Raw genomic sequence first — 21,530 nt, 5'->3', positions numbered from 1 at the left:
TTAGAAGTAGAGTTATCAACACCCAAACACCTAATTCTTAATAAGTTTCTTAGTAACCAATTTGCCTTTTTCAGAGACATAACTTACCAAATATATTCCTTGAGATAGCTTAGGAAGTTGTAATGCTTGGGTATATTCACTTTCAACTAATTTCTTACCTGAAATATCATATAAAGATATTGTTTTTAGATCTTTGTAATTAGTAACTGTGACCAATACATTATTAGTAAACAGCGCATTTATTTCATCGTCAGGAATTATTAAATCTTCAACACTTAATGTATTTCTGTATTGCACTTTTAAGAAGAAACGATCATTTTCTTCTGTAGGATTCGTTGTGAATGTATATGAAGTTTGTCTTAAATCAGTAAAAGTGCTTTCGTATCTATCCTCCAAAACGATATCAAAATCATCCGATATGTATTCTGCATCAATCTGAATTGTATATGTTCCGCTTGATACAACTTGATATCCTAAAGGAATTTCCATAGATTGATTTGTTAATTCTGGCAATGCTTGGATAGACATTTTACTGTCTATTATGTAAGAATAGAATTCAATGCTTGCGCCTTCATTGATAAATGGCCCGTCATAAGTATTATCATAGGCTTCTGTTCCTTCTGGAATAAAGCCTAGCAATTGTGTTGCGTACAATCCGCCACCAGACATGCGTAGTGATAATCTTCCATCTGTTTGACTATTGCTTGATTCTGTAGCAACAGTTGATTCTGGAGTAATCAAACCATCTGTTCCATTATTGGGTCTAAAGAATTGTGTATTATTTGCGACAACTCTGTGTGTATTTTTGAAAGTTACCGTTCCGCCACCTGCTTTTGCTTGTACGGCAAATCCTTGTGCAGTTCCAATGTTTCCATCTGCGGCACCTAAAGGGTTTGCCCCTGTATTGTTGTATTCTATATAATCGGAAGCTAAGTTGTCTCCTATTGGCGCATCTGTTTGCCTCCAATAATAAACTGTTCCTTCAATTACGTCTGAGTTGTCTTTTTGAAAAGATTGCCAATCGATTGCAGAAGGATATGGGTTTCCTATAATATTATATCCTGATTCCCCTGTATCAGGGTCTACCGTGTAATAAACCGGCTCTGTGATATTTCCATTATTTACCGTACCATCAAAAACCGCAGTTTCTACATCAAGATGATTTGCACGAAGAGCATAACCTCTACCCACTTCCATGTCAGTATGATCGTTATTCCAAAAAGCATTAGTTGCTGAAGCGTTCCAATAATAGTCATAACCTCCAACATTTGGAAAAATTGTGGCAATAGTGGCATCAGTTTCAGCTACTGGCGTAGACCAATAAGAATAAAAATATCTGTCAGCATAATTTGGAGAATCACGTTTTACGATAAAATTCCCTGATCCTTTTACATTTCTGTTTTCTCGTGAAAGTAACGCTCCGTCGTCTTCAATAGTAATAGTTCCATTGTTTGTAAGATCATAATATACATCTAGTGTTGCGCCAGCATTTACGGTAACAGAAGCTGTTGCTGCTACTTGAATTTTACCTACTTTTATGTGTGAAGTAATTACTGGGTAGTTTGTAGAACTCGGAATAATTACTGATTCCAATTCAGAAGCATCTGGCACAATACCGCCATCCCAATTTGCTGCTGTATTCCAATCATTTGAAGCAGCCGTTGCAGACCAGGTAATGGAAGTTATATTGGATGCGTCAGCTTCTACTGGATTATCACTACTGTTTAAATAAGTAAGCGTATCGCCATCTAAAGCTGCTACTAGATCATCTGTACCTACAGATGAAATTAAAACATCTTTGTTGTCATTAATTTCTGTTACAGTACGAACATCATTCCAAATTCTAAAACCCCAAATATTTCCTTGAAAATAATACTCATTTCCTCCACCATCATTTGAAATAGAACCAAAACAATATTCTGATGTTCCTGAAGTAGTCCAAGAACCACATGTAGGAAAACGTAAACTTTCATTTTTATAACCAATTCGGAATGTATTATGTCCTCCCACTTGGTAACCTGACAATTCTGTTTGTAATACACCATCCAAATACCATTTTAAAGCTGTATTTGCTGAAGCATTCATAGGATTTGTTGTGGCATTTCCTGGTTGTGCATTATCAAAAACAAATGCAAAATGATACCATGTATTTGCAGAAATAGGCTTTCTGTAATATGTACCTTGCCACTGTGGAGTATAATCTGCTCTGTTATATGCTCCCATTATCAGGTATCCATTCTCAACATAAGCAATTACAGCTCTAGTTCCAGCACCTTCCTTAAAGATCATTTGTCGGTTACTTGTTGAGGTCACTTTAAAATATGTCTCGTAAGTTCTATTATTTGTAGTCGTGCTATTAATATTAGTAGTATTTGGCACAACTATATAGTCGTCTACTCCATCAAGATAAAAGCCATCAGAAGATGGTTGCGCTATCATTGTTGAAACACCTACTATTAATAAAATAATTGTAAACATTCTTTTCATTGTCAAACTTTCCATTGTTGGGGGCATTTATTGTTTTGAGTAAAATCTTTATCTTTGAATCTCATAAAAAGGGAGATCCTAAATTTGTTTATATAAAATTACAGCTAGTACTTTTATTTAGTTTTTTCCTACATACTTAAATTTTAAATTTCGATTAAATACATATAATTCAGATATAATGAATATTTTAACTTCAAAATTTCTCACAAAATATACCACAGCACCTTTTTCCAAAATAGATGTAAATGATTTTAAATCAGCAATTGAGCTAGAAATTTCACGTACAAAAGAAGAAATTGACACCATTACGGCAAATGAAAATGTACCAACTTTTGAAAATACCATTGAACCGTTGGAATATTCAGGAGCACAATTAGATCGCATCACAAGTATCTTTTTTAATCTGAATTCGGCAGAAACAAACGAAACAATTCAAAAGTTAGCCCAAGAAATTTCTCCGATGTTGACTGAATTATCTAATGATATTGCGCTAAACGAAAAGTTATTTACACGTGTAAAAGCGGTTTATGAGCAAAAAGATACTCTCAATCTGACCACAGAACAACACACATTATTAGATAAAAAGTTCAAATCGTTTTCACGAAATGGAGCTAATTTACCAGCCGATAAAAAAGAAATTCTTCGTGATATTGATAAGAAACTTGCTAAATTAAGCCTGACTTTTGGTGAAAATGTACTTGCTGAAACCAATAAGTTTCAAATGCATTTAACCGACAAAAAAGATGTTGCTGGAATTCCTAGTAGCGCTTTAGAAGCTGCAAGAGCTATCGCGAAAAGCGAAAACAAAGAAGGCTGGATTTTCACTTTGGCATATCCAAGCTATATTCCGTTTATGAAATATGCTGATAATCGCGAATTACGCCAAAAACTTGCAACTGCATTTGGTTCAAAATGTTTTAAAGGTGACGAATTGGACAATCAGGCAAATGTGTTGGAAATTGCAAAACTGCGTCATCAGCGAGCTAATTTATTAGGTTATGAAACGCATGCACATTTTGTGTTGGAAGAACGCATGGCAGAAACACCTAAAAAAGTATTTTCATTTTTGAATGAATTGCTCGAAAAAGCAAAACCTGCTGCGGAGCGCGAATTCAAACAATTGTCAAATTTTGCAAAAAAACTAGACGGAATTGAGCAATTACAAAGTTGGGATAGTTCATATTATTCCGAAAAATTAAAGCAAGAATTATTCAATTTGGATGATGAAAAACTGAAACCGTATTTTAAACTTGAAAATGTAATTGATGGCGCTTTTACGGTAGCTAACAAGTTATTTGATTTACGTTTTGAGCAAGTTTCTGATATTGATGTGTATCATGAAGATGTAAAAACATACGAAGTGTTTGATGGAAACAATAATTTTGTCGCAGTATTTTATGCAGATTTCCATCCACGAAAAGGAAAACGAAACGGAGCTTGGATGACTTCCTACAAATCGCAACTACGCAAAGATGGAGTTGTAGAACGCCCGCATGTATCTATTGTCTGTAATTTTACCAAACCCACACCATCAAAACCTTCCTTATTAACGTTTAATGAAGTTACGACACTTTTCCATGAATTTGGACATGCGTTACACGGAATGTTAGCAGACACAACGTATCCAAGTTTAAGCGGAACTTCCGTATTTTGGGATTTTGTAGAATTGCCAAGTCAAGTAATGGAAAATTGGTGTTATGAAGCAGAAGCGCTCGCTATTTTTGCAAAACACTATGAAACTGGCGAAGTCATTCCGATGGAATATATTGAAAAAATAAAAGCTTCTGCAACCTTCTTAGAAGGAATGGCAACCTTGCGTCAATTGAGTTTTGGATTGCTCGATATGAGTTGGCACGGAATCGATCCGACGTCAATTACAGATTTAAAAGCACACGAAAAAGCCGCTTTTGCCAACACACGTTTGTTTCCTGAAAACCCAAAAACTGCAATGAGCACATCGTTTTCACACATTTTTCAAGGTGGCTATTCTTCTGGATATTACAGTTACAAATGGGCAGAAGTGTTGGATGCTGATGCGTTTGAATATTTTAAAGAAACGGATATTTTTAACAAAGAAGTTGCTTCAAAATTTGCAACACATGTATTATCTAAAGGTGGAACCGAACATCCTATGACTTTATACAAACGTTTCCGCGGAAGCGAACCAAAACCAGATGCATTATTGAAACGTGCAGGATTAGTAGAGAATTAGACTTTTTGTATTCGCTTTGCTCAATTAAAACATTCAAAAATTCAATGATTCAAGGTTGTTTCTGAGATTATTATTGAGTTTTATATTAAATGCTAAATGTTAAGTTTTAAATGTTATATGTGTTTCTAAACCCGTTGTGCATTTTGATAAAATTCGTCAGTTCGAGTGAATTTTACGATTGAAAATGAGTAAAATTTGTATCGAGAATAGAATTTTTCGTACTAAAAATGTTCTCGATACAATTTTTCGTGCCTCAAAATCACTCGAACTGACGTTCATGATATATTTGAATTCAAAATGCACAACGGGTTTTCTAAGACAAATTTGAGTGTTGTTTGGAACCAATTGATACATTTTCAAATTTTCAAATTGCTACATTAATAACGTTTCTAGACTTGTTAGAAAAAATAAAATATAAAACGTCTTTGCGAGAATTTTTAGAAAAAATTCGTGGCAATCTGTTTGTTTTAGATTTAAAAGTAGTATTTGAAACGAACAGATTGCTTCTTCATATTTTATCATTGTGATGCTCTATATATTAACTACATCATTTCCGCTTCTAATTTATCGAATCACTAAAAAAATATTTCCCCAAAAACGCCTAGTAATAACAAGTGTTTTCCTTTAAACTCATCTTCAAAACAAAAATAAATTTTCAATAATTTTTGAAAGTTTAAAAAATATCATACATTTGTACTATGAATTACAAAGATGCAAAAGATAAGTTTATACAAACCTGGGGATCATTAGGTACGTTATGGGGAATTAACAAAGCAATGGCGCAAATTCACGCGTTACTTTTAATTTCTCCTGAACCGTTATCTATGGAAGATATCATGGGAGAATTGCATATTTCAAGAGGAAATACAAGCATGAATTTACGACAGTTGATCGATTGGGGAATAGTATTTAAAACTTCTGTAGTTGGCGAACGAAAAGAATTCTTTTCTTCTGAGAAAGACATACAAGAACTCGCAAAACAGATTGCTCGTGAACGTAGCAGACGAGAAATTCAGCCAACATTGAAAGTACTAAAAGAAGTAAGTAGCATTGAAGATGATGGAACTGATAAAACGAAAGAATTTATCAAACAAACAAAATCACTGCATGAATTGGCAGAAACGGCAGATTCCATTATGAATCGAGTCGTAAATCAAGAGGCAAATTGGATCACAAAAACATTCATTAAACTCTTAAAATAAACTCACAAAAGGAATTCATTTTCCTTTTTTATTTCAATCAAAATTTCAATATTTTTTGAAAGTTTAAAATATATAATAGTTATGAAATTCATTTATTACACCAACAACATTTTTTACTACCTCACTTTGGTATTGTATTTAACCTTCATTTACGGAATGTTCATGCAAGTACTTCTTGGCGGAATTCAAGTCATTCTATTCTTCGTATTACTGTTTAATTACGACAAGTTTTCCGAAAAAATGAAACAACATCTTTCTACCTATGGCATACTTAGTACCATATTTTTATTGTGTTTTTTCTATTGGATTACCATTGGCGAAGGTTCTCCACTATCAGGAATACTTACATTATGTTTAATCATATTGATTCCTATGAGTCTCGGAACATATTTTACCTACATCGTATATCAACTAAAAAAACAAGTATTATGAAAAATCTATGTCTACTCACCTATTTAAAAAAGGAAATTGAAAAACCTTCCAACAACGAAAAAGTCATTGATTTTTACAATGAAACAACAGAAGATTATCGCTTTTGGAGCAATGATTTAAACATGCACTTTGGCTACTATATTCCTTTTCAAACTTCTGTTTTTTCACGAGATACGATGCTCAATCAAATGAACAAGCAAGTTTTTAAACGCTTAAATATTGAAAATAAAAAAAAGCATATTGTCGATTTGGGTTGCGGAATGGGCGCTTCCATTCGTTACGGAATTGAAAATTACCCAAAACTTGCCGTAACAGGTTTGACTATTACGCCGTTTCAAGTGAAAAAAGGAAATGAACTCATAAATTCTGAACGCGGTACCATTCTCAACAGAGATTACACCAATACATTTTTCCCTGAAAATTCTTTTGATGGTGCCATGGCAATTGAAAGTTTATGTCACTCAGGTTGTAGCACAAAAGCGTTGCAAGAAACATATCGCATTATGAAACCAGGAGCAACTTTTGTGATGGCAGATGCTTTTACAAAGAAAGATTTTAAAGACATGAATCCATTGGCAAAATATACTTATAGAAGCTTGTGTGAATCGTGGAGTTTGGAAAGTCTGGCAAACATCAATCGAGTAAAAACTGACTTGAAAAAACTCGGTTTTAAAGACATTAAAGTTGAAAATATTTGGTACAGAGTTGCGCCATCAGTATTACACGTTCCGTTTACCATTAGCGGATTTATCCTGAAAAAACTATTCAAAAAAGAACTGTTGAAACAAGAAAGCTTACAAAACTTAAAAGGATCGTTTGCTGCATTATTATCAAGTTTAAACTTGAACAGTTTTGGATATTACATCATCACAGCAAAAAAATAATTCGGCATGAATTTCAACATCATTAGTTACCTATTGTACATTCCGATTATCTTTTTTATTACCGTAAAAGTCGGTTGGATTCTTTACAAAAATGGAGAAGTTTTCATGTGTACTATTATACAAAATGATCCTGAAATTGTGGCAAGCATCAACAAACTTTTGCTCATTGGCTATTACCTCATCAATTTGGGTGCAGCCACCATTACCATTGCGTATTGGGAAACGGTACAAAATGGTTATGAAATGATGAACGCACTCGCCGATATACTGGGAAAAACAATCTTAGCACTCGCAATTATGCACTATAACAACATCTTTTGGATTAAATTTTTAAACAGAAAAAAACAAACAGAAGTAATTAACTAATATTATTATGGAATCAACAAAAATTGTCATCGCGTATTTTATTTACCTACCAATTGTCATCGGACTCACCATCTTTGTCTCAAAAAAACTTTTTGAAAGTGGAAAAAGCTTTATGGTAGAAATCTTTCGAGGTCAAGAAAACATTGCTATTGCCACCAATAAACTCTTTGAAGTAGGTTTCTATTTAGTAAACATCGGTTGGGCTTTGGTCATCATGAAAATTGCATATTTTGGATATACTGAAGAAGTGTCAAGTCAACGAGTCATTGAAATTTTAAGTAGAAAAATTGGAGGTTTCTCTATCTATCTTGGCGTGATGTTACTCTTAAACTTATTTTTATTCCTTCGCGGAAGAAAAGTGGCAAGACAAAAACAATTGAATCAACAAGTAAACATGCAACAGCAACCAAACTTTGGTTACCAAAAATAAAAATCACTATGAAAAAAATGGTCATTGCAGGCGGAAGCGGATTTTTAGGGCAAGCACTTATTGCATACTTTTTGCCGAAAAATTATGAAATTATCGTTCTCTCCAGAAACGTCAAAGAAACAGGAAATGATGCGTTGCATTATGTGGAATGGGATGCGAAAACAATTGACATTTGGATTACGGAACTAGAAGGCGCAGATGTTTTAATCAATCTTACAGGAAAATCAGTTGATTGTCGTTACAACGAAAAAAACAAAGCTGAAATTCTGAATTCTAGAGTCGATGCTACGGAAGTGTTAGGAAAAGCGGTACAAGCATGTGCCGTACCACCAAAAGTATGGATGAATTCATCTACAGCGACCATTTACCAACATTCTTTACATAAAAAAATGACCGAAGAAAACGGGATTGTTGGAGACGATTTTTCAATGAACGTTGCCAAATCTTGGGAAAAAGCTTTCTATAAAAGTCAAACACCAAAAACCTTTAAAATCGCACTGCGAACTTCAATTGTTTTAGGGAAAAATGGAGGTGCGTTTCTTCCCTTAAAAAATCTAACAAAACTGGGTTTGGGCGGCACACAAGGAAATGGAAAACAAAAAGTAAGCTGGATTCATGAACACGATTTTTGCCGCGCTGTTGAATTTTTATTGGAAGAAAACAAACTTGGAACGTTTAACATAACAGCTCCAAATCCGATTCCGAATAAAGATTTTATGAAAACAATTAGAAAAGTACTAAAAGTTCCTTTTGGACTCTTTCAGCCAAAATGGCTACTCAAATTGGGCGCACGCATTATCAAAACAGAAGCCGAATTGATTCTGAAAAGTAGGTTTGTCATTCCTGAAAAATTAGTAGCTTCAGGCTTTCAATTTAAGTATCCAACTGCGGAAAAAGCAATTCGAGAAATCATAACAAGATAAAAAAAGAAAAAATGAGTTTTTTAACTGCCGAATGGCGAAAATTAGTGTTTTTCAATTATACAGTAGCTCCTGAATTACTAGAAGCGTATGTTCCAAAAGGAACCGTTTTAGATATTTGGGAAGGCAAATGTTTGGTCAGTATTGTAGGTTTTATGTTTAAAAACACCAAAGTATTGGGTTGTAGAATGCCAAGCTTACATACATTTGAAGAAGTCAACTTACGTTTTTATGTGAAAAGAAAAGAAGGCAATACTTGGAAACGTGGAACCGTTTTTATTCAGGAAATTGTTCCGAAACGGATTCTGAGTTTTGTAGCAAATACCGTGTACAATGAACATTATGTAACGTTGCCAATGTCACATATTTGGAAGCTTACGCCAGAAACTTTAGACATTTCATACACTTGGCATAAAAATAATAAAGAACAATCGGTTTCTGTACACGCAAAAAATAATCCTAAAATGCTTCCTGAAAACTCAGAAATTGAATTCATTACCGAACACTATTTCGGCTATACGCAATACAACGATTCTAAAACTTTTGAATATGAAGTCACACATCCAAAATGGTTATATTTTCAGGTTGACAACTATGATGTAAACATTGATTTTGAATTAAATTATGGAAAAAAATTTGCACATTTAACCACACAAAAACCTGATTCTGTCTTTTTAATGGAAGGTTCCGCAATTACGGTTGAGCCAAAAAAAACACTAAAACACATAAAAAAGCTTTAGAATAATAGCTTGTATTTTTACAACATGACCACAATTCGTCTAAAAACATTCATAAAAGCTCCAATTTTGACAGTTTTTGATCTTTCCAGAGATATTTCTGTACACGAAACTTCCACCAAAAACACACGTGAAAAAGCAATTGCAGGAAAAACTTCGGGAAAAATTAATTTAGGAGAAACTGTTACGTGGCGTGCCAAACATTTTGGAATGTATCTCAAGCACACAAGTTTAATTTCTGAGTTTAAATCACCCAATTATTTTGTAGATGAAATGATTGCAGGTGTTTTCAAAAGTTTTCGTCACGAACATATTTTTGAAGAAACGGAAAATGAAACAGAAATGATCGACATTTTAACATATGAAGTCCCGTATGGTATTGTTGGACAACTTTTTAACTATCTCATTCTAAAGCGTTATCTCACAAAATTCCTCCTACAACGTAACAACCACATCAAACAAACGGCAGAAATGTGATATTTAACATATTCAGTCTTTCCTTACGAAATGATAATTTTTTATTTCAACAATTATCATTTACATTTGAAAAAATAATTAGTTCTCAAATGCCAAACCATCAACTGGATCCTAACAAATGGATTACACTCTATGCAGATTATCTGTTCAATTACACTATTGTAAGGGTAAACGATAGAGAAACTGCGCAAGATTTAGTCCAAGAGACCTTCTTTGCAGGATTAAAATCAATGGCAAATTTCAAAGGAGAAGCTTCTGAAAGAACGTGGCTTATCTCTATATTGAAGCGTAAAATCATTGATTATTATCGTAAAATAAATTCTAAAAAAGGGCAAGCCGAAGTTAGAATCAATTACAATGCTGACTCAGAATCTGAAGGAGACTGGCTGGAAGAACGTGTTGCTGATAATTATGATAAAAATGCCGAAGATCAAATTCAAAATGAAGAACTCGGTCTCGCCATTGAAGATTGTATTGACAAGCTTCCTGAAAAGCAAGCGACTATTTTTAAGATGAAAACAATTTTGGGCTACGACACGGAAACCATTTGTAATGAATTAAATATAACTGCGTCTAACCTTTGGGTTATCATTCATAGAGCACGAACAGCGCTTTCTGGATGTTTAGAACAAAATTGGTATTAATAAGAAATTAGATGAGTACAAAAAATAAATTTTTCATATCCTGTGAAGAAGCAAAACATATCTGTGACAAATCACAATATGGAGAAGCGAGTTTCTGGGAAAAAGTGAAATTAAACGTAAGATTGTCTTGGTGTCGCATTACTAGAGCATACTCAAGTAACAATAATAAGTTGACAAAGCTTGTAGAAAAATCAAATATTGACGCGATTGAAAACGATAAGAAGGCAGAAATGCAACGCAAGCTTCAAGAAGAAATGAGCAAGTACTAATTACACAAATACTAAAAGTAAAAACCATACAATCGGAATACTTTCTACCCAAAAAGAAGTAAAGTATTTCGATTTTTTTATGCCTGAATACCAAATACTAGCAAATAATACAATACTAACTCCTACAGTCATATAAAACGCTGTTGAAATTGTACTTCTAATTGCATATTCTAAAACTAAAAATAGTACAATCCAAACATATGCAATTTGTTTGGTTCGCTTAATTCCGATACGTTGTGGCAGTGTACCCAAAGCTTCTTCATCATAGGACAAATCGCTAATTTCAAAAGGAATCATTAAAATTAATATCAATATAAAACGTTGTAAGCAAGTCAACAATACTGTTGTTTCCATCACAAACGCATTTGCATTTACAAGTGGTATTACTACTGTAACGCCTGTCCAACACAATGCAACAATTGAAATTTTAAATCCCGCTAACGTTCTAAAATTCTTTCTATTAGGCAAAAAAGGAATAATATATAAAGATGATAACAAACTCAATCCAACTGCAACAAGCAACGTTTGCAGTTGTAACTGATAGGCATAATATACTGTCAAAACAAAACATACAAAACTCACGTACTGAATGATTTTCATGTATTTCGTTGTCACAAAAAAATATTGTTTAGCCGAACTTCCATATTTTATAAAATTATACGTCACAATTGTACCGTAAAATGTGAAATACAAAACAGCTTCATCATACGGTAAACCAAACAACATCAACGTACAATAGGTAAGCGCATATACGCTCAAACCGATGTGAATACTACTATCTAAATAAAAATTAAAAAGTTTTTTAAAAACATCCATCAAACAAAAATAGCGAAACTGTTCATAACCTATCTTTTTCGTTAAAAACTTTCCATATGTGCAAGCCTGTAAAATTGTAAAGAAGTGATTTTTTAGTTGTACTTTTGCGGAATATACACAACTATAAAAAAGAAAAATTATAGCCGATGAAAACTGATTCTTTTTCATTAAGACATAACGGAACGCGTGCAAAAGACGTTCCGCACATGTTACAAACCATCGGAGTTGATTCATTAGAGCAACTTATTGACGAAACTATTCCTGATGAAATTCGTTTGAAAAACGCACTTGCACTTCCTGAAGGACTCAGCGAAAACGAATTTTTATCGCACATGCAAAACCTTGCGGGACATAATAAAATATTCAAATCATACATTGGTTTAGGATATCACGAAGCGGTAACGCCACCTGTAATTCAACGTAATATCTTTGAAAATCCAGGTTGGTATACTGCCTACACACCATACCAAGCAGAAATAGCACAAGGAAGACTCGAAGCTTTATTAAACTTTCAAACTGTCGTAACAGAATTGACAGGAATGGAACTCGCCAATGCTTCACTACTTGACGAAAGTACCGCAGCAGCAGAAGCTATGGGAATGTTATTTTCCGTTCGATCGAGAGCACAGAAAAAAGATAACGTCGTAAAGTTTTTTGTTTCTAATGAAGTGTTACCACAAACCATTTCATTACTAAAAACACGTGCAACTCCTATTGGCATCGAATTGGTTTTTGGAAATCATGAAGAATTTGACTTTTCATCAGAATACTTTGGAGCATTGCTTCAATATCCTGGAAAATACGGACAAATCTTTGACTACAGAGCATTTACAGAAAAAGCAAATGCAAACGACATAAAAGTTGCGGTTGCTGCTGATATTTTAAGCTTAGTATTACTAGAATCTCCAGGAAACTTTGGTGTCGATGTTGTCGTGGGAACCACACAACGTTTCGGAATTCCATTAGGATATGGCGGTCCACATGCAGGTTTCTTCGCAACAAAAGAAGCGTACAAACGTAACATTCCAGGTCGTATCATCGGAGTAACCAAAGATACTGATGGAAATCGCGCGTTGCGTATGGCATTACAAACACGCGAACAACACATCAAAAGAGACAAAGCAACCTCAAACATCTGTACAGCGCAAGTATTGCTCGCTGTTATGGCAGGAATGTACGCAGTATATCACGGTCCAAACGGATTAAAATACATTGCAAATAATGTCCATTCAAAAGCTGTTGATTTAACAAAAACGCTAGAAACATTAGGTTTCGAGCAAACGAATACAGCATTCTTTGACACTATTGTTGTAAAAGCAAATGCTGCCAAAGTGAAAGAAATTGCAGAACAAAACGAAGTCAACTTTTTCTATATTGATGATGAATCGGTTGCAATTTCAATCAACGAAGCAACTACGAATCGCGATTTGCAAGACATTGCCTTTATTTTTGCCGCTGCTGCGGAAAAAGAAACCGTAGAAATCAAGACGACAAACACCACAAAAATATTACCATCAGTAGCGCGCAAAACTACGTTTATGGAAGAAGCTGTATTCAACAGTTACCATTCAGAAACAGAAATGATGCGTTACATCAAAAAACTAGAACGTAAAGATTTATCACTAAATCATTCTATGATTGCTTTAGGTTCTTGTACGATGAAATTGAACGCTGCAGCAGAAATGTTATCGTTAAGTTCAGCGCAATGGAATAACATTCACCCTTTTGTTCCTGTAGATCAGGCAGAAGGCTACCAAATTCTACTCAAAGAACTAGAACATCAACTAAATGTAGTAACAGGATTCGCAGGAACTTCATTGCAACCAAACTCTGGAGCACAAGGAGAATTTGCAGGTCTCATGGTTATCAGAGCGTTTCATGAAGCCAATGGAGATACACACAGAAACATCTGTTTAATTCCTTCTTCCGCACACGGAACAAATCCGGCAAGTGCTGTCATGGCAGGAATGAAAGTTGTTGTAACTAAAACAACAGAAGACGGAAATATTGATGTAGATGATTTACGCGAAAAAGCATTGTTACACAAAGACAACTTAGCCGCGCTAATGGTAACATATCCTTCAACGCATGGTGTTTTTGAAGCTACTATTAAAGAAATTACCAAAATCATTCATGATAACGGTGGACAAGTTTACATGGATGGTGCCAACATGAATGCACAAGTAGGATTAACAAATCCTGCAACCATTGGTGCAGATGTTTGTCACTTAAACCTACACAAAACATTTGCCATTCCTCACGGTGGTGGCGGACCTGGAGTTGGACCAATTTGTGTGGCAGCTCACTTAGTACCTTTCTTACCAAGCAATCCCGTTATTGAAACTGGAGGCGAAAAAGCAATCACAGCCATTTCGTCCGCACCTTGGGGAAGCGCATTAGTATGTTTAATCTCTTACGGATACATTGCTATGTTAGGTGCTAGAGGATTGACAGAAGCTACAGAATACGCAATTTTAAATGCAAACTATATCAAAGGAAGGCTAGAAAGTCAATTTGACATTCTTTACACTAATGAACGTGGACGTTGTGCACACGAAATGATTATTGATTGCAGACCGTTCAAACAACACGGAATCGAAGTAACAGACATTGCAAAACGTTTAATGGATTATGGATTTCATGCACCAACAGTATCATTCCCTGTAGCTGGAACCATTATGATTGAACCTACAGAAAGTGAAAGTGTTGCTGAACTAGACAGGTTCTGTGATGCAATGTTGGCTATTCACGAAGAAATATCAGAGGCATCTGCAAGTGACACTAACAATGTGATGAAAAATGCTCCACATACATTAAGCATGCTAACAGCTGAAGAATGGAATTTACCATATTCACGTCAAAAAGCAGCTTTTCCTTTACCATATGTTGCCGATAATAAATTTTGGCCATCAGTTCGTAGAGTTGATGACGCATATGGAGATCGAAACTTAATTTGTACCTGTGCGCCAATTGAAGCGTACGCAGAAGCATAAAATTATAAAAAAGGAACGTCTTAAAAAAACGTTCCTTTTTTTTAACGTCTGCTTTTTTAATTAAATAATTATCATTTTTTAAGGTTTTATTTTACGAATTCCTCAAAACATTAACATTTCAATGCATTATCCTCAAAAATTGCAACTTTGAATCGCCTTCAAAGTAATTACAGATGTATAATCATTAATTTAGTTGTCTTAAATCTTAAAAAACTGATATTGGTATGAATGTCAAAATAACTGGGACAGGATGCTATATTCCCTCTGAAGTTGAAACAAATGAAGATTTCCTCCAGCATAAATTCCTAAATGAAGATGGTAGCCCCTTTAAACAGAACACAAGTATTATTATAAAAAAGTTTCAGTCTATTACTGGAATTGATGAACGCAGATATGCTGAAACGAATCAATGTTCTTCGGATTTAGCATTTTTTGCTGCTGAAAAAGCTATAAAAGATGCCAACATAAATCCTGAGGAACTTGACTATATTATTTTTGCTCACAATTTTGGCGATGTACAACACGGAACAATACAAAGTGATATATTGCCGAGTTTGGCAAGTCGAGTCAAACACAAATTACGCATCAAAAACCCTAAATGTGTTGCGTACGATATCCTTTTTGGATGCCCAGGTTGGGTTGAAGGAATGATACAAGGCTATGCATTTATTAAAGCAGGAATTGCAAAAAAATGTTTGGTAATCGGTTCTGAAACACTTTCAAGAGTTGTTGACAAATACGATCGTGATTCTATGATCTATTCTGATGGCGCTGGTGCTTCAATCATTGAAGTTTCTGAAGATGAAACTGGTATTATTGCACACGAAACAGCAACATTTACATACGATGAAGCATACTTTTTATACTATGGAAAATCTAACAATCAAGAATTGTGTAAAGACACACGTTATATAAAAATGTACGGGCGAAAAATCTACGAATTTGCTCTTACAAATGTTCCATTAGCCATGAAAAATTGCTTGGATAAAAGCGGAGTTCCTATTGATAATTTAAAAAAGATTTTCATTCATCAGGCAAATGAAAAAATGGACGAAGCTATTGTAGAACGTTTCTACGGATTGTACGATAAAAAAGCTCCCGAAGGTATTATGCCAATGAGCATTCATGATCTTGGAAACAGCTCGGTAGCTACGATTCCAACGTTATTTGATATGGTCACGAAAGGAAAAGTAGAAAATCAAGATATTCAAAAAGGCGATATTGTGATGTTTGCTAGTGTTGGTGCTGGAATGAACATCAATGCCATTGTTTATAAATACTAAAATGAATCAAGATACAATTGCCATTATTGGTGGCGGAAATTTAGGTAAATCAATTGCGCTAGGATTGTTGAAACAACAGTACAATCCTGAGCAGATTTATGTAACACGAACAAAAGTAGCACTTTTAGACGATTTGAAAGCGCAGAGAGTTCACACTACTTCCGACAATGTTTTGGCGGTACAACAGTCGAAAATCTTAATATTTGCGCTCAAACCGTATCGTATTGAAAGTGTTTTAAAAGAACTTGCGTCGCACATTACTAAAGATCATTTAATCATTTCTGTAATTAGCGATTTTTCTTTAGAACAACTTTCAAATTGTTTGACTTCGGAGATTCAAATTGTACGTGCAATGCCAAATACGGCTGCGGCAATTGGCGAATCGCTTACGTGTATAGCTTCAAAAAATGCTTCCGCAGAAAATATCAAAAAGGCAACTTTTATCTTTGATGCTTTGGGCGAAACTATTGAAATTGACGAAAGTCTTATGGACGCTGCAACCGTACTTGGTGCTTGCGGAATTGCGTATGTATTGCGGTTTATCCGTGCGATGATTCAAGGTGGAATTGAAATTGGATTTGATGCCAAAACCGCCACCAAAATTGCTTCACAAACGGTAAAAGGTGCGAGCGAATTATTGCTCCAAAACGGCAATCATCCCGAAGAAGAAATTGACAAAGTAACAACACCAAAAGGTTGTACAATTGCAGGCTTGAACGAAATGGAACATCAAGGGTTTAGTTCTTCGCTTATTAAAGGAATTAAGACTTCTATTGAAACGATTCAGAAAGATTGATTATTTAGATCGCTTCCGCTGTGAGATGTTAGACCGCTTTGCTGTGAGATCGCTTCGCTTTTAGACTTTCTTCGCTTATGTCACTCCTATGCAGACAGGAATCTTTTAGACAATTGTGAGATCGTGCTTGCGCTCTTTTAGACTTTTTACTCTTGAAATTCTTAGAAACAATAACCGTCACTTCAGAGTAATTATTGTCACATTGAACGTAGTCAAAATAGACAAAGTATGGTATCGAGAAGTACTCTGAAAGAACATCGGTTTTTAATTGATTTCAACACTAATTTATTGCACAAATTTAAATCGATATAATAAAAAGGATTCCTATTTTTGCAAAAAATAATTACATGAAACTTCGACTTTTTAAAGAGTTTAAAGAATTTGCCGTAAAAGGAAATATGATCGACATTGCAATTGGTGTTATTATCGGTACTGCTTTTAATAAAGTGATTGATGTTTTGGTAAAAGAAGTATTTCTACCGCCACTTTCGTTACTTACAGATGGTATTAATTGGTCAAATAAGAAACTTATTTTACGTGAAGCTGTTGACAATGGCACAACTAAAATAGACGAAGTTGCTATTGCTTACGGAAAACTTTTTGAAGTCTTCGTTGATTTTCTAATTATAGGGTTTACCGTTTTTTTGGTGGTGAAATTTATGAATTCTATCAAAACTAAAGCGCAAGATCCTAAAAATAAAACTGTAGTGACACCAAAGGATATTGAGTTGTTGAGTCGTATGACAGAATTACTAGAAAAGCAAGTAGCAATTGCAGAAAAGAATGCTACAAATAATTCAAAACAATAAAACTACTTAAATCTTCTCTTTTCCGAAATCCAATCGTTTAATGCGGGAATCATGCGAAGTTTATAAATTACAAATCCGTTGAGAAGCATAAACGTACCAACTTTCAAAATAATATCTAAAATCACATATGCTGTATTTGGCACATTGTGCAGTACGCTCACACTTGCTAGAAAGCACAGCAATAATAATACGTGCTTTTTGGTAAAAGGCTGAATTTTATATTTTGAATAAATAAAAATCAGTTTCACGCTATTGTATAAAGTCATGGAAATCAACGTTGCGTACGCTGCACCTTCAATTCCCCAATGAAGGTATTTGATAAAATAAATATTCAACGAAATATTCAGTACAACCAAAATAGCAATCGCCACCATATTAAAACGATAGTATTTTGAATAGAGTAAAATATGTGAATTGAACGATGTACTCATATCAATCACAACATTAAAACTCAAAATTAAAATCACGGGAATGGTGTCGATTAAGTTTTCTCTCGTTGGAAGAATGGAAAATAAATCATCTACACCGAGAAAGATACAACACAATAAAAATCCGCCAATAGCAAACAATAATTTAGATACTTCTTGGTACTTTTTCCCTAAAGAAGTTATGTTGTCTTTGGCAATATATTCTGTGATAATCGGACTGTAAATGGTATACAAACCAATCGCAGGAATGGCTAAGGTTGCTGCCAACACAACACCAATACTATAGGTTCCGTTGGCTGTCATGGCAGTTGAATTTGACACAAATTGTGGAAGCATTGCTGTTGGTTCGTTTTCAATTAAATTCGGAATCATAATTCCATCAATTTTAAATGCCAACAACGAACCCAAAATGCTAAAAAATGCAAACAGACTGTACTTTGCATATTCTTTCCGAAAAGCAGTTGTAAATACTTTTTTTGGTTGAAAAGTGAATTGAATATTTGCTACTTTTTTCACATACCACAACGCGATTATCATAATCATCAAAAAACAAATCATATACAAAATAATTCCTGTATGCATCGTGATATAACCTGCTAATAAGAGTAGAAAAATTGCTGGGAAAAACAATTTTATCGAGAAACGCTCCAACACTGTTGGAACAGCTATTTTTTTATAATTTGAGGCTTGCCGTTTGCACACGTCCATAATCGCAAAAGCAAAACCAACTACAATAGAATATTTTATATAATGAAAAGCATAACCGCTGACGACGTTGGATATGATAAGAAATATGATCGAAAAAAACAGCGTATTCAATAATACAATACAAAGTGTTGTTGAAAAAAAGATGTTTCGCTTTTCTGCTGATTCTTTAAATCGTGGAAAATAATTTACTAATGATTGTGACGTTCCAAAAACAAAAAACGCCATGAGAATTTGTGCACCATCAAAGATATAACGAATGATTCCTAAAAATTCTTTGTCGTTTGGGTAAATAAAAAGCGTAGACACAATTCCAATAGCCGCACCAATATAATTGATGATGCTAAATTTTAGTGTTTGTGACGATACTTCTTTTTGGTGTTTTTCCAATCGTAGAAACTATTAGTATCACAAATGTACGCAAATGTATGGAACGTGCTACTTTTAAAAAAAATGATCCTTACTATCTGTCGGTATTTTGACATTGAATTTCTCCGCTTGGACACTCAGGACATTGTGTTGCAAATGATGGACAAACTAAACAAGTAGCACCTCCATGATCGCTACGTTCCGCTCTAGTGCCACCGCCTTTTGATAACGAAAGATTGGAAATTGATTTCTTAGCAAGTCGTAATGATGTTAATTCCTTCTTTTTCATAGTGTAAAGTGATTTTAATATTCATTACAGTAATTTATAAAAAATTGCACAGCTCGGGTTACGGTTTTAACGTATTTCTCAACAGCATCATTTGGAGTTGGGTATAAAAAAAGCGAACCGAAGTCCGCTCTATTCAATATGTTATTCAATTTTTTAGCATGTAGCTGAATAACAAAAACACACTGATGCTTCAAATAATGTTGGCTGATCTGGAATTGGTTCTAGTGGATCGCTCGGATCTGGTTCTATAGGACAAATTTGTCTTGTGTAACACTCAGCAGTTCTAAAAATACCTCCGACCGCTTGTGCGGAAACTCTAGAAATAGTCTTTTTAGCAAGTTTTAAGGTTTTAAGATTTCGTTTTTTCATCTGTCTAAAATTTTATGTTTATATCTTAATGGGATAAAAACGAAGAAACATTACCCAAAATCATGATTTTTTTTTGCAAGACTATTTTTTTGATTCAAAATAAACATACAAGTAACACTTTGTGTACGCAATATTCCTTAAGGTTTATATATATTTGTATTACCAAGACTTTCAACACATGTACAGTAAATTCTATCCGCATAAGCGTTATAAATACACACTCGAATTTTTAAAAGAAGTGATTCCTGATGGATCAAAAGTTTTAGATTTAGGCGTACCAAATCCTTTTTCTGAAATTATGACCAACGAAGGTTATGTTGTAGAAAATACCAAAGGAGAAGATTTGGATGAAGATTTTTCGTCAGTTCAAGAAAGTGATGCTGATGTGGTGACTGCTTTTGAAATTTTTGAACATTTAGTCGCACCTTTTAATATATTGAAAGAAATCAAGGCGAAAAAATTAGTGGTTACCGTTCCGTTGCGTTTGTGGTTTGCTACCGCATATCGTAGTAAAACAGATCCGTGGGACAGACATTATCACGAGTTTGAAGATTGGCAGTTTGATTGGCTTTTGGAAAAATCGGGTTGGGAAATTAAGAAAACAAAAAAGTGGACCAATCCTTCGCGTCCGCCAATTGCACCACGTCCAATACTTCGTCATTTAATTCCGCGCTATTACGCTGTGTACGCAGAACGTAAAGCCTAATGTATGAACTATTATATTGTCATTCCTGCACATAATGAAGCGGCGTTTATACAACAAACGCTTCACTCTATTGTGACACAAACTTTAGCACCAAAAAAAGTGGTAGTTGTGAATGATAATTCTTCAGATGCAACCGAAAGTATCATAGACAAATTTACAAGCCAACATCGTTTTATCTCCAAAGTAAATACCAATTCCAGCGACGAGCATTTGCCAGGAAGCAAAGTCATCAATGCGTTTTATAAAGGTTTTGAAACACTTGATGACGATTTTGACATTATTGTAAAATTGGATGCTGATATTGTGTTACCCAACAATTATTTTGAAACTATTTGCAAACATTTTAGCAACGATGCTACGATTGGAATTGCAGGTGGATTGGCATATATTGAAAAAAGCGGAAATTGGGTTTATGAAACTATTGCTGATAAAAATCACGTTCGCGGACCATTTAAAGCCTATCGAAAAGCTTGTTTTGAACAAATTGGTGGCTTGAAAAAAGAATTGGGTTGGGACACTGCAGATGTGCTTTTGGCACGTTTCCACGGATGGAAAGTTCACGTAGATCAATCTTTACTAGTAAAACATTTAAAACCTACGGGAAATGCTTACAAACAGAACGTTCATCGAAAGCATGGCGCTGTTTTTTATAAGCTTGGTTATGGAAGCTTAATTTCGCTTATTTCTGCTTTCAAAATTGCCCTAAAAAAGAAAAAAATCCGTGTGTTTTTTGCTTATATGGATGGTTTTTTTACTGCTAAAAAGACACGAGTTCCCCAAATGGTCACACCAGCAGAAGCGCGCTTTATTCGCACATACAGACGTACGCAAATGGCGCGAAAACTCAAAAGTTTTTTTGGCATTCAATCGTCAGAAAACTAGCAAGTATAAACTCGTATTTTTTGAA

At 34.5% G+C, this 21,530-nt stretch carries 22 protein-coding genes; 17 read left to right on the top strand and 5 right to left on the bottom strand.

All coding sequences use genetic code 11. The annotated features are described in order from the left end of the window. Positions 1 to 30: 30 nt before the first annotated feature. Entirely contained in the window at positions 31 to 2,478 is a 2,448-nt protein-coding gene (locus tag KAOT1_RS20265) for a T9SS type A sorting domain-containing protein (protein WP_238528719.1), read from the bottom strand. Positions 2,479 to 2,665: 187 nt separating this feature from the next. On the opposite strand from KAOT1_RS20265, the gene KAOT1_RS20260 reads away from it, so the two are divergent. The 11 genes from KAOT1_RS20260 to KAOT1_RS20205 all read left to right on the top strand — a co-directional run bounded on the left by KAOT1_RS20260 (position 2,666) and on the right by KAOT1_RS20205 (position 11,060). Next, positions 2,666 to 4,699, top strand: a complete 2,034-nt coding sequence (locus tag KAOT1_RS20260) for a M3 family metallopeptidase (RefSeq protein ID WP_007096775.1) — start codon at positions 2,666 to 2,668, stop codon at positions 4,697 to 4,699. Between the two features lie 698 nt (positions 4,700 to 5,397). After that, the gene (locus KAOT1_RS20250; protein ID WP_007096773.1) at positions 5,398 to 5,901 is read left to right on the top strand and encodes a GbsR/MarR family transcriptional regulator; all 504 of its coding nucleotides are present in this window, start codon (positions 5,398 to 5,400) and stop codon (positions 5,899 to 5,901) included. Between the two features lie 81 nt (positions 5,902 to 5,982). Further along, the gene (locus KAOT1_RS20245; protein ID WP_007096771.1) at positions 5,983 to 6,333 is read left to right on the top strand and encodes a hypothetical protein; all 351 of its coding nucleotides are present in this window, start codon (positions 5,983 to 5,985) and stop codon (positions 6,331 to 6,333) included. Further along, positions 6,330 to 7,217, top strand: coding sequence for an SAM-dependent methyltransferase (locus KAOT1_RS20240; RefSeq protein ID WP_007096770.1), 888 nt, complete (start codon positions 6,330 to 6,332; stop codon positions 7,215 to 7,217). Before KAOT1_RS20245 ends, KAOT1_RS20240 begins: the two co-directional genes overlap by 4 nt. Positions 7,218 to 7,223: 6 nt before the next feature. Continuing rightward, a complete protein-coding gene (locus tag KAOT1_RS20235) occupies positions 7,224 to 7,583 on the top strand; it encodes a hypothetical protein (protein WP_007096769.1) in 360 nt (119 codons plus the stop codon). 7 nt (positions 7,584 to 7,590) lie between these two features. Further along, on the top strand, positions 7,591 to 8,013 hold the full coding sequence (locus tag KAOT1_RS20230) for a hypothetical protein (protein ID WP_007096768.1): 423 nt from the start codon (positions 7,591 to 7,593) through the stop codon (positions 8,011 to 8,013). An 8-nt stretch (positions 8,014 to 8,021) separates the two neighbouring features. Then, on the top strand, positions 8,022 to 8,936 hold the full coding sequence (locus KAOT1_RS20225) for a TIGR01777 family oxidoreductase (RefSeq protein WP_007096767.1): 915 nt from the start codon (positions 8,022 to 8,024) through the stop codon (positions 8,934 to 8,936). Positions 8,937 to 8,947: 11 nt separating this feature from the next. Then, the gene (locus KAOT1_RS20220) at positions 8,948 to 9,673 is read left to right on the top strand and encodes a YqjF family protein (protein ID WP_007096766.1); all 726 of its coding nucleotides are present in this window, start codon (positions 8,948 to 8,950) and stop codon (positions 9,671 to 9,673) included. Positions 9,674 to 9,697: 24 nt separating this feature from the next. Further along, the gene (locus KAOT1_RS20215) at positions 9,698 to 10,147 is read left to right on the top strand and encodes an SRPBCC family protein (RefSeq protein WP_007096765.1); all 450 of its coding nucleotides are present in this window, start codon (positions 9,698 to 9,700) and stop codon (positions 10,145 to 10,147) included. An 89-nt stretch (positions 10,148 to 10,236) separates the two neighbouring features. Next, positions 10,237 to 10,791, top strand: a complete 555-nt coding sequence (locus KAOT1_RS20210) for a sigma-70 family RNA polymerase sigma factor (RefSeq protein WP_007096764.1) — start codon at positions 10,237 to 10,239, stop codon at positions 10,789 to 10,791. An 11-nt stretch (positions 10,792 to 10,802) separates the two neighbouring features. Next, positions 10,803 to 11,060, top strand: coding sequence for a hypothetical protein (locus KAOT1_RS20205; RefSeq protein ID WP_007096763.1), 258 nt, complete (start codon positions 10,803 to 10,805; stop codon positions 11,058 to 11,060). Here the strand turns inward: KAOT1_RS20205 and KAOT1_RS20200 are convergent, their stop codons facing one another. After that, on the bottom strand, positions 11,061 to 11,876 hold the full coding sequence (locus KAOT1_RS20200; protein WP_007096762.1) for a UbiA prenyltransferase family protein: 816 nt from the start codon (positions 11,874 to 11,876) through the stop codon (positions 11,061 to 11,063). Positions 11,877 to 12,022: 146 nt separating this feature from the next. On the opposite strand from KAOT1_RS20200, the gene gcvP reads away from it, so the two are divergent. From gcvP to mscL, 4 genes are all read left to right on the top strand, one after another. Continuing rightward, positions 12,023 to 14,869 (top strand): aminomethyl-transferring glycine dehydrogenase, encoded by a 2,847-nt coding sequence (gcvP, locus tag KAOT1_RS20195; protein WP_007096761.1) that lies wholly within the window; start codon positions 12,023 to 12,025, stop codon positions 14,867 to 14,869. Between the two features lie 224 nt (positions 14,870 to 15,093). Next, positions 15,094 to 16,152 carry a 3-oxoacyl-ACP synthase III family protein gene (locus KAOT1_RS20190; protein WP_007096760.1) on the top strand — a complete coding sequence of 353 codons (1,059 nt, stop codon included), beginning with the start codon at positions 15,094 to 15,096 and terminating at the stop codon, positions 16,150 to 16,152. 1 nt (position 16,153) lies between these two features. Next, on the top strand, positions 16,154 to 16,948 hold the full coding sequence (proC, locus tag KAOT1_RS20185) for a pyrroline-5-carboxylate reductase (RefSeq protein WP_040560190.1): 795 nt from the start codon (positions 16,154 to 16,156) through the stop codon (positions 16,946 to 16,948). 347 nt (positions 16,949 to 17,295) lie between these two features. After that, positions 17,296 to 17,757, top strand: coding sequence for a large conductance mechanosensitive channel protein MscL (gene mscL / locus KAOT1_RS20180; RefSeq protein WP_007096758.1), 462 nt, complete (start codon positions 17,296 to 17,298; stop codon positions 17,755 to 17,757). Positions 17,758 to 17,759: 2 nt separating this feature from the next. Here mscL and KAOT1_RS20175 read toward each other — a convergent pair whose 3' ends face one another. The 3 genes from KAOT1_RS20175 to KAOT1_RS20165 all read right to left on the bottom strand — a co-directional run bounded on the left by KAOT1_RS20175 (position 17,760) and on the right by KAOT1_RS20165 (position 19,917). Next, positions 17,760 to 19,280, bottom strand: a complete 1,521-nt coding sequence (locus KAOT1_RS20175) for an MATE family efflux transporter (protein WP_007096757.1) — start codon at positions 19,278 to 19,280, stop codon at positions 17,760 to 17,762. A 73-nt stretch (positions 19,281 to 19,353) separates the two neighbouring features. Then, entirely contained in the window at positions 19,354 to 19,548 is a 195-nt protein-coding gene (locus KAOT1_RS20170) for a hypothetical protein (protein ID WP_007096756.1), read from the bottom strand. A gap of 153 nt (positions 19,549 to 19,701) precedes the next feature. Then, positions 19,702 to 19,917: a hypothetical protein gene (locus tag KAOT1_RS20165; protein WP_007096755.1), complete on the bottom strand. Its 216-nt coding sequence runs from the start codon at positions 19,915 to 19,917 to the stop codon at positions 19,702 to 19,704. A gap of 178 nt (positions 19,918 to 20,095) precedes the next feature. Here KAOT1_RS20165 and KAOT1_RS20160 point away from each other — a divergent pair, with 178 nt between their 5' ends. Continuing rightward, on the top strand, positions 20,096 to 20,623 hold the full coding sequence (locus KAOT1_RS20160; protein ID WP_007096754.1) for a methyltransferase domain-containing protein: 528 nt from the start codon (positions 20,096 to 20,098) through the stop codon (positions 20,621 to 20,623). 3 nt (positions 20,624 to 20,626) lie between these two features. Then, positions 20,627 to 21,505, top strand: a complete 879-nt coding sequence (locus tag KAOT1_RS20155; protein WP_007096753.1) for a glycosyltransferase — start codon at positions 20,627 to 20,629, stop codon at positions 21,503 to 21,505. Positions 21,506 to 21,530 lie beyond the last annotated feature (25 nt).

The organism is Kordia algicida OT-1, from assembly GCF_000154725.1.
Lineage (GTDB): Bacteria > Bacteroidota > Bacteroidia > Flavobacteriales > Flavobacteriaceae > Kordia > Kordia algicida.
This window is presented reverse-complemented; position numbering and strand designations above follow the sequence as displayed.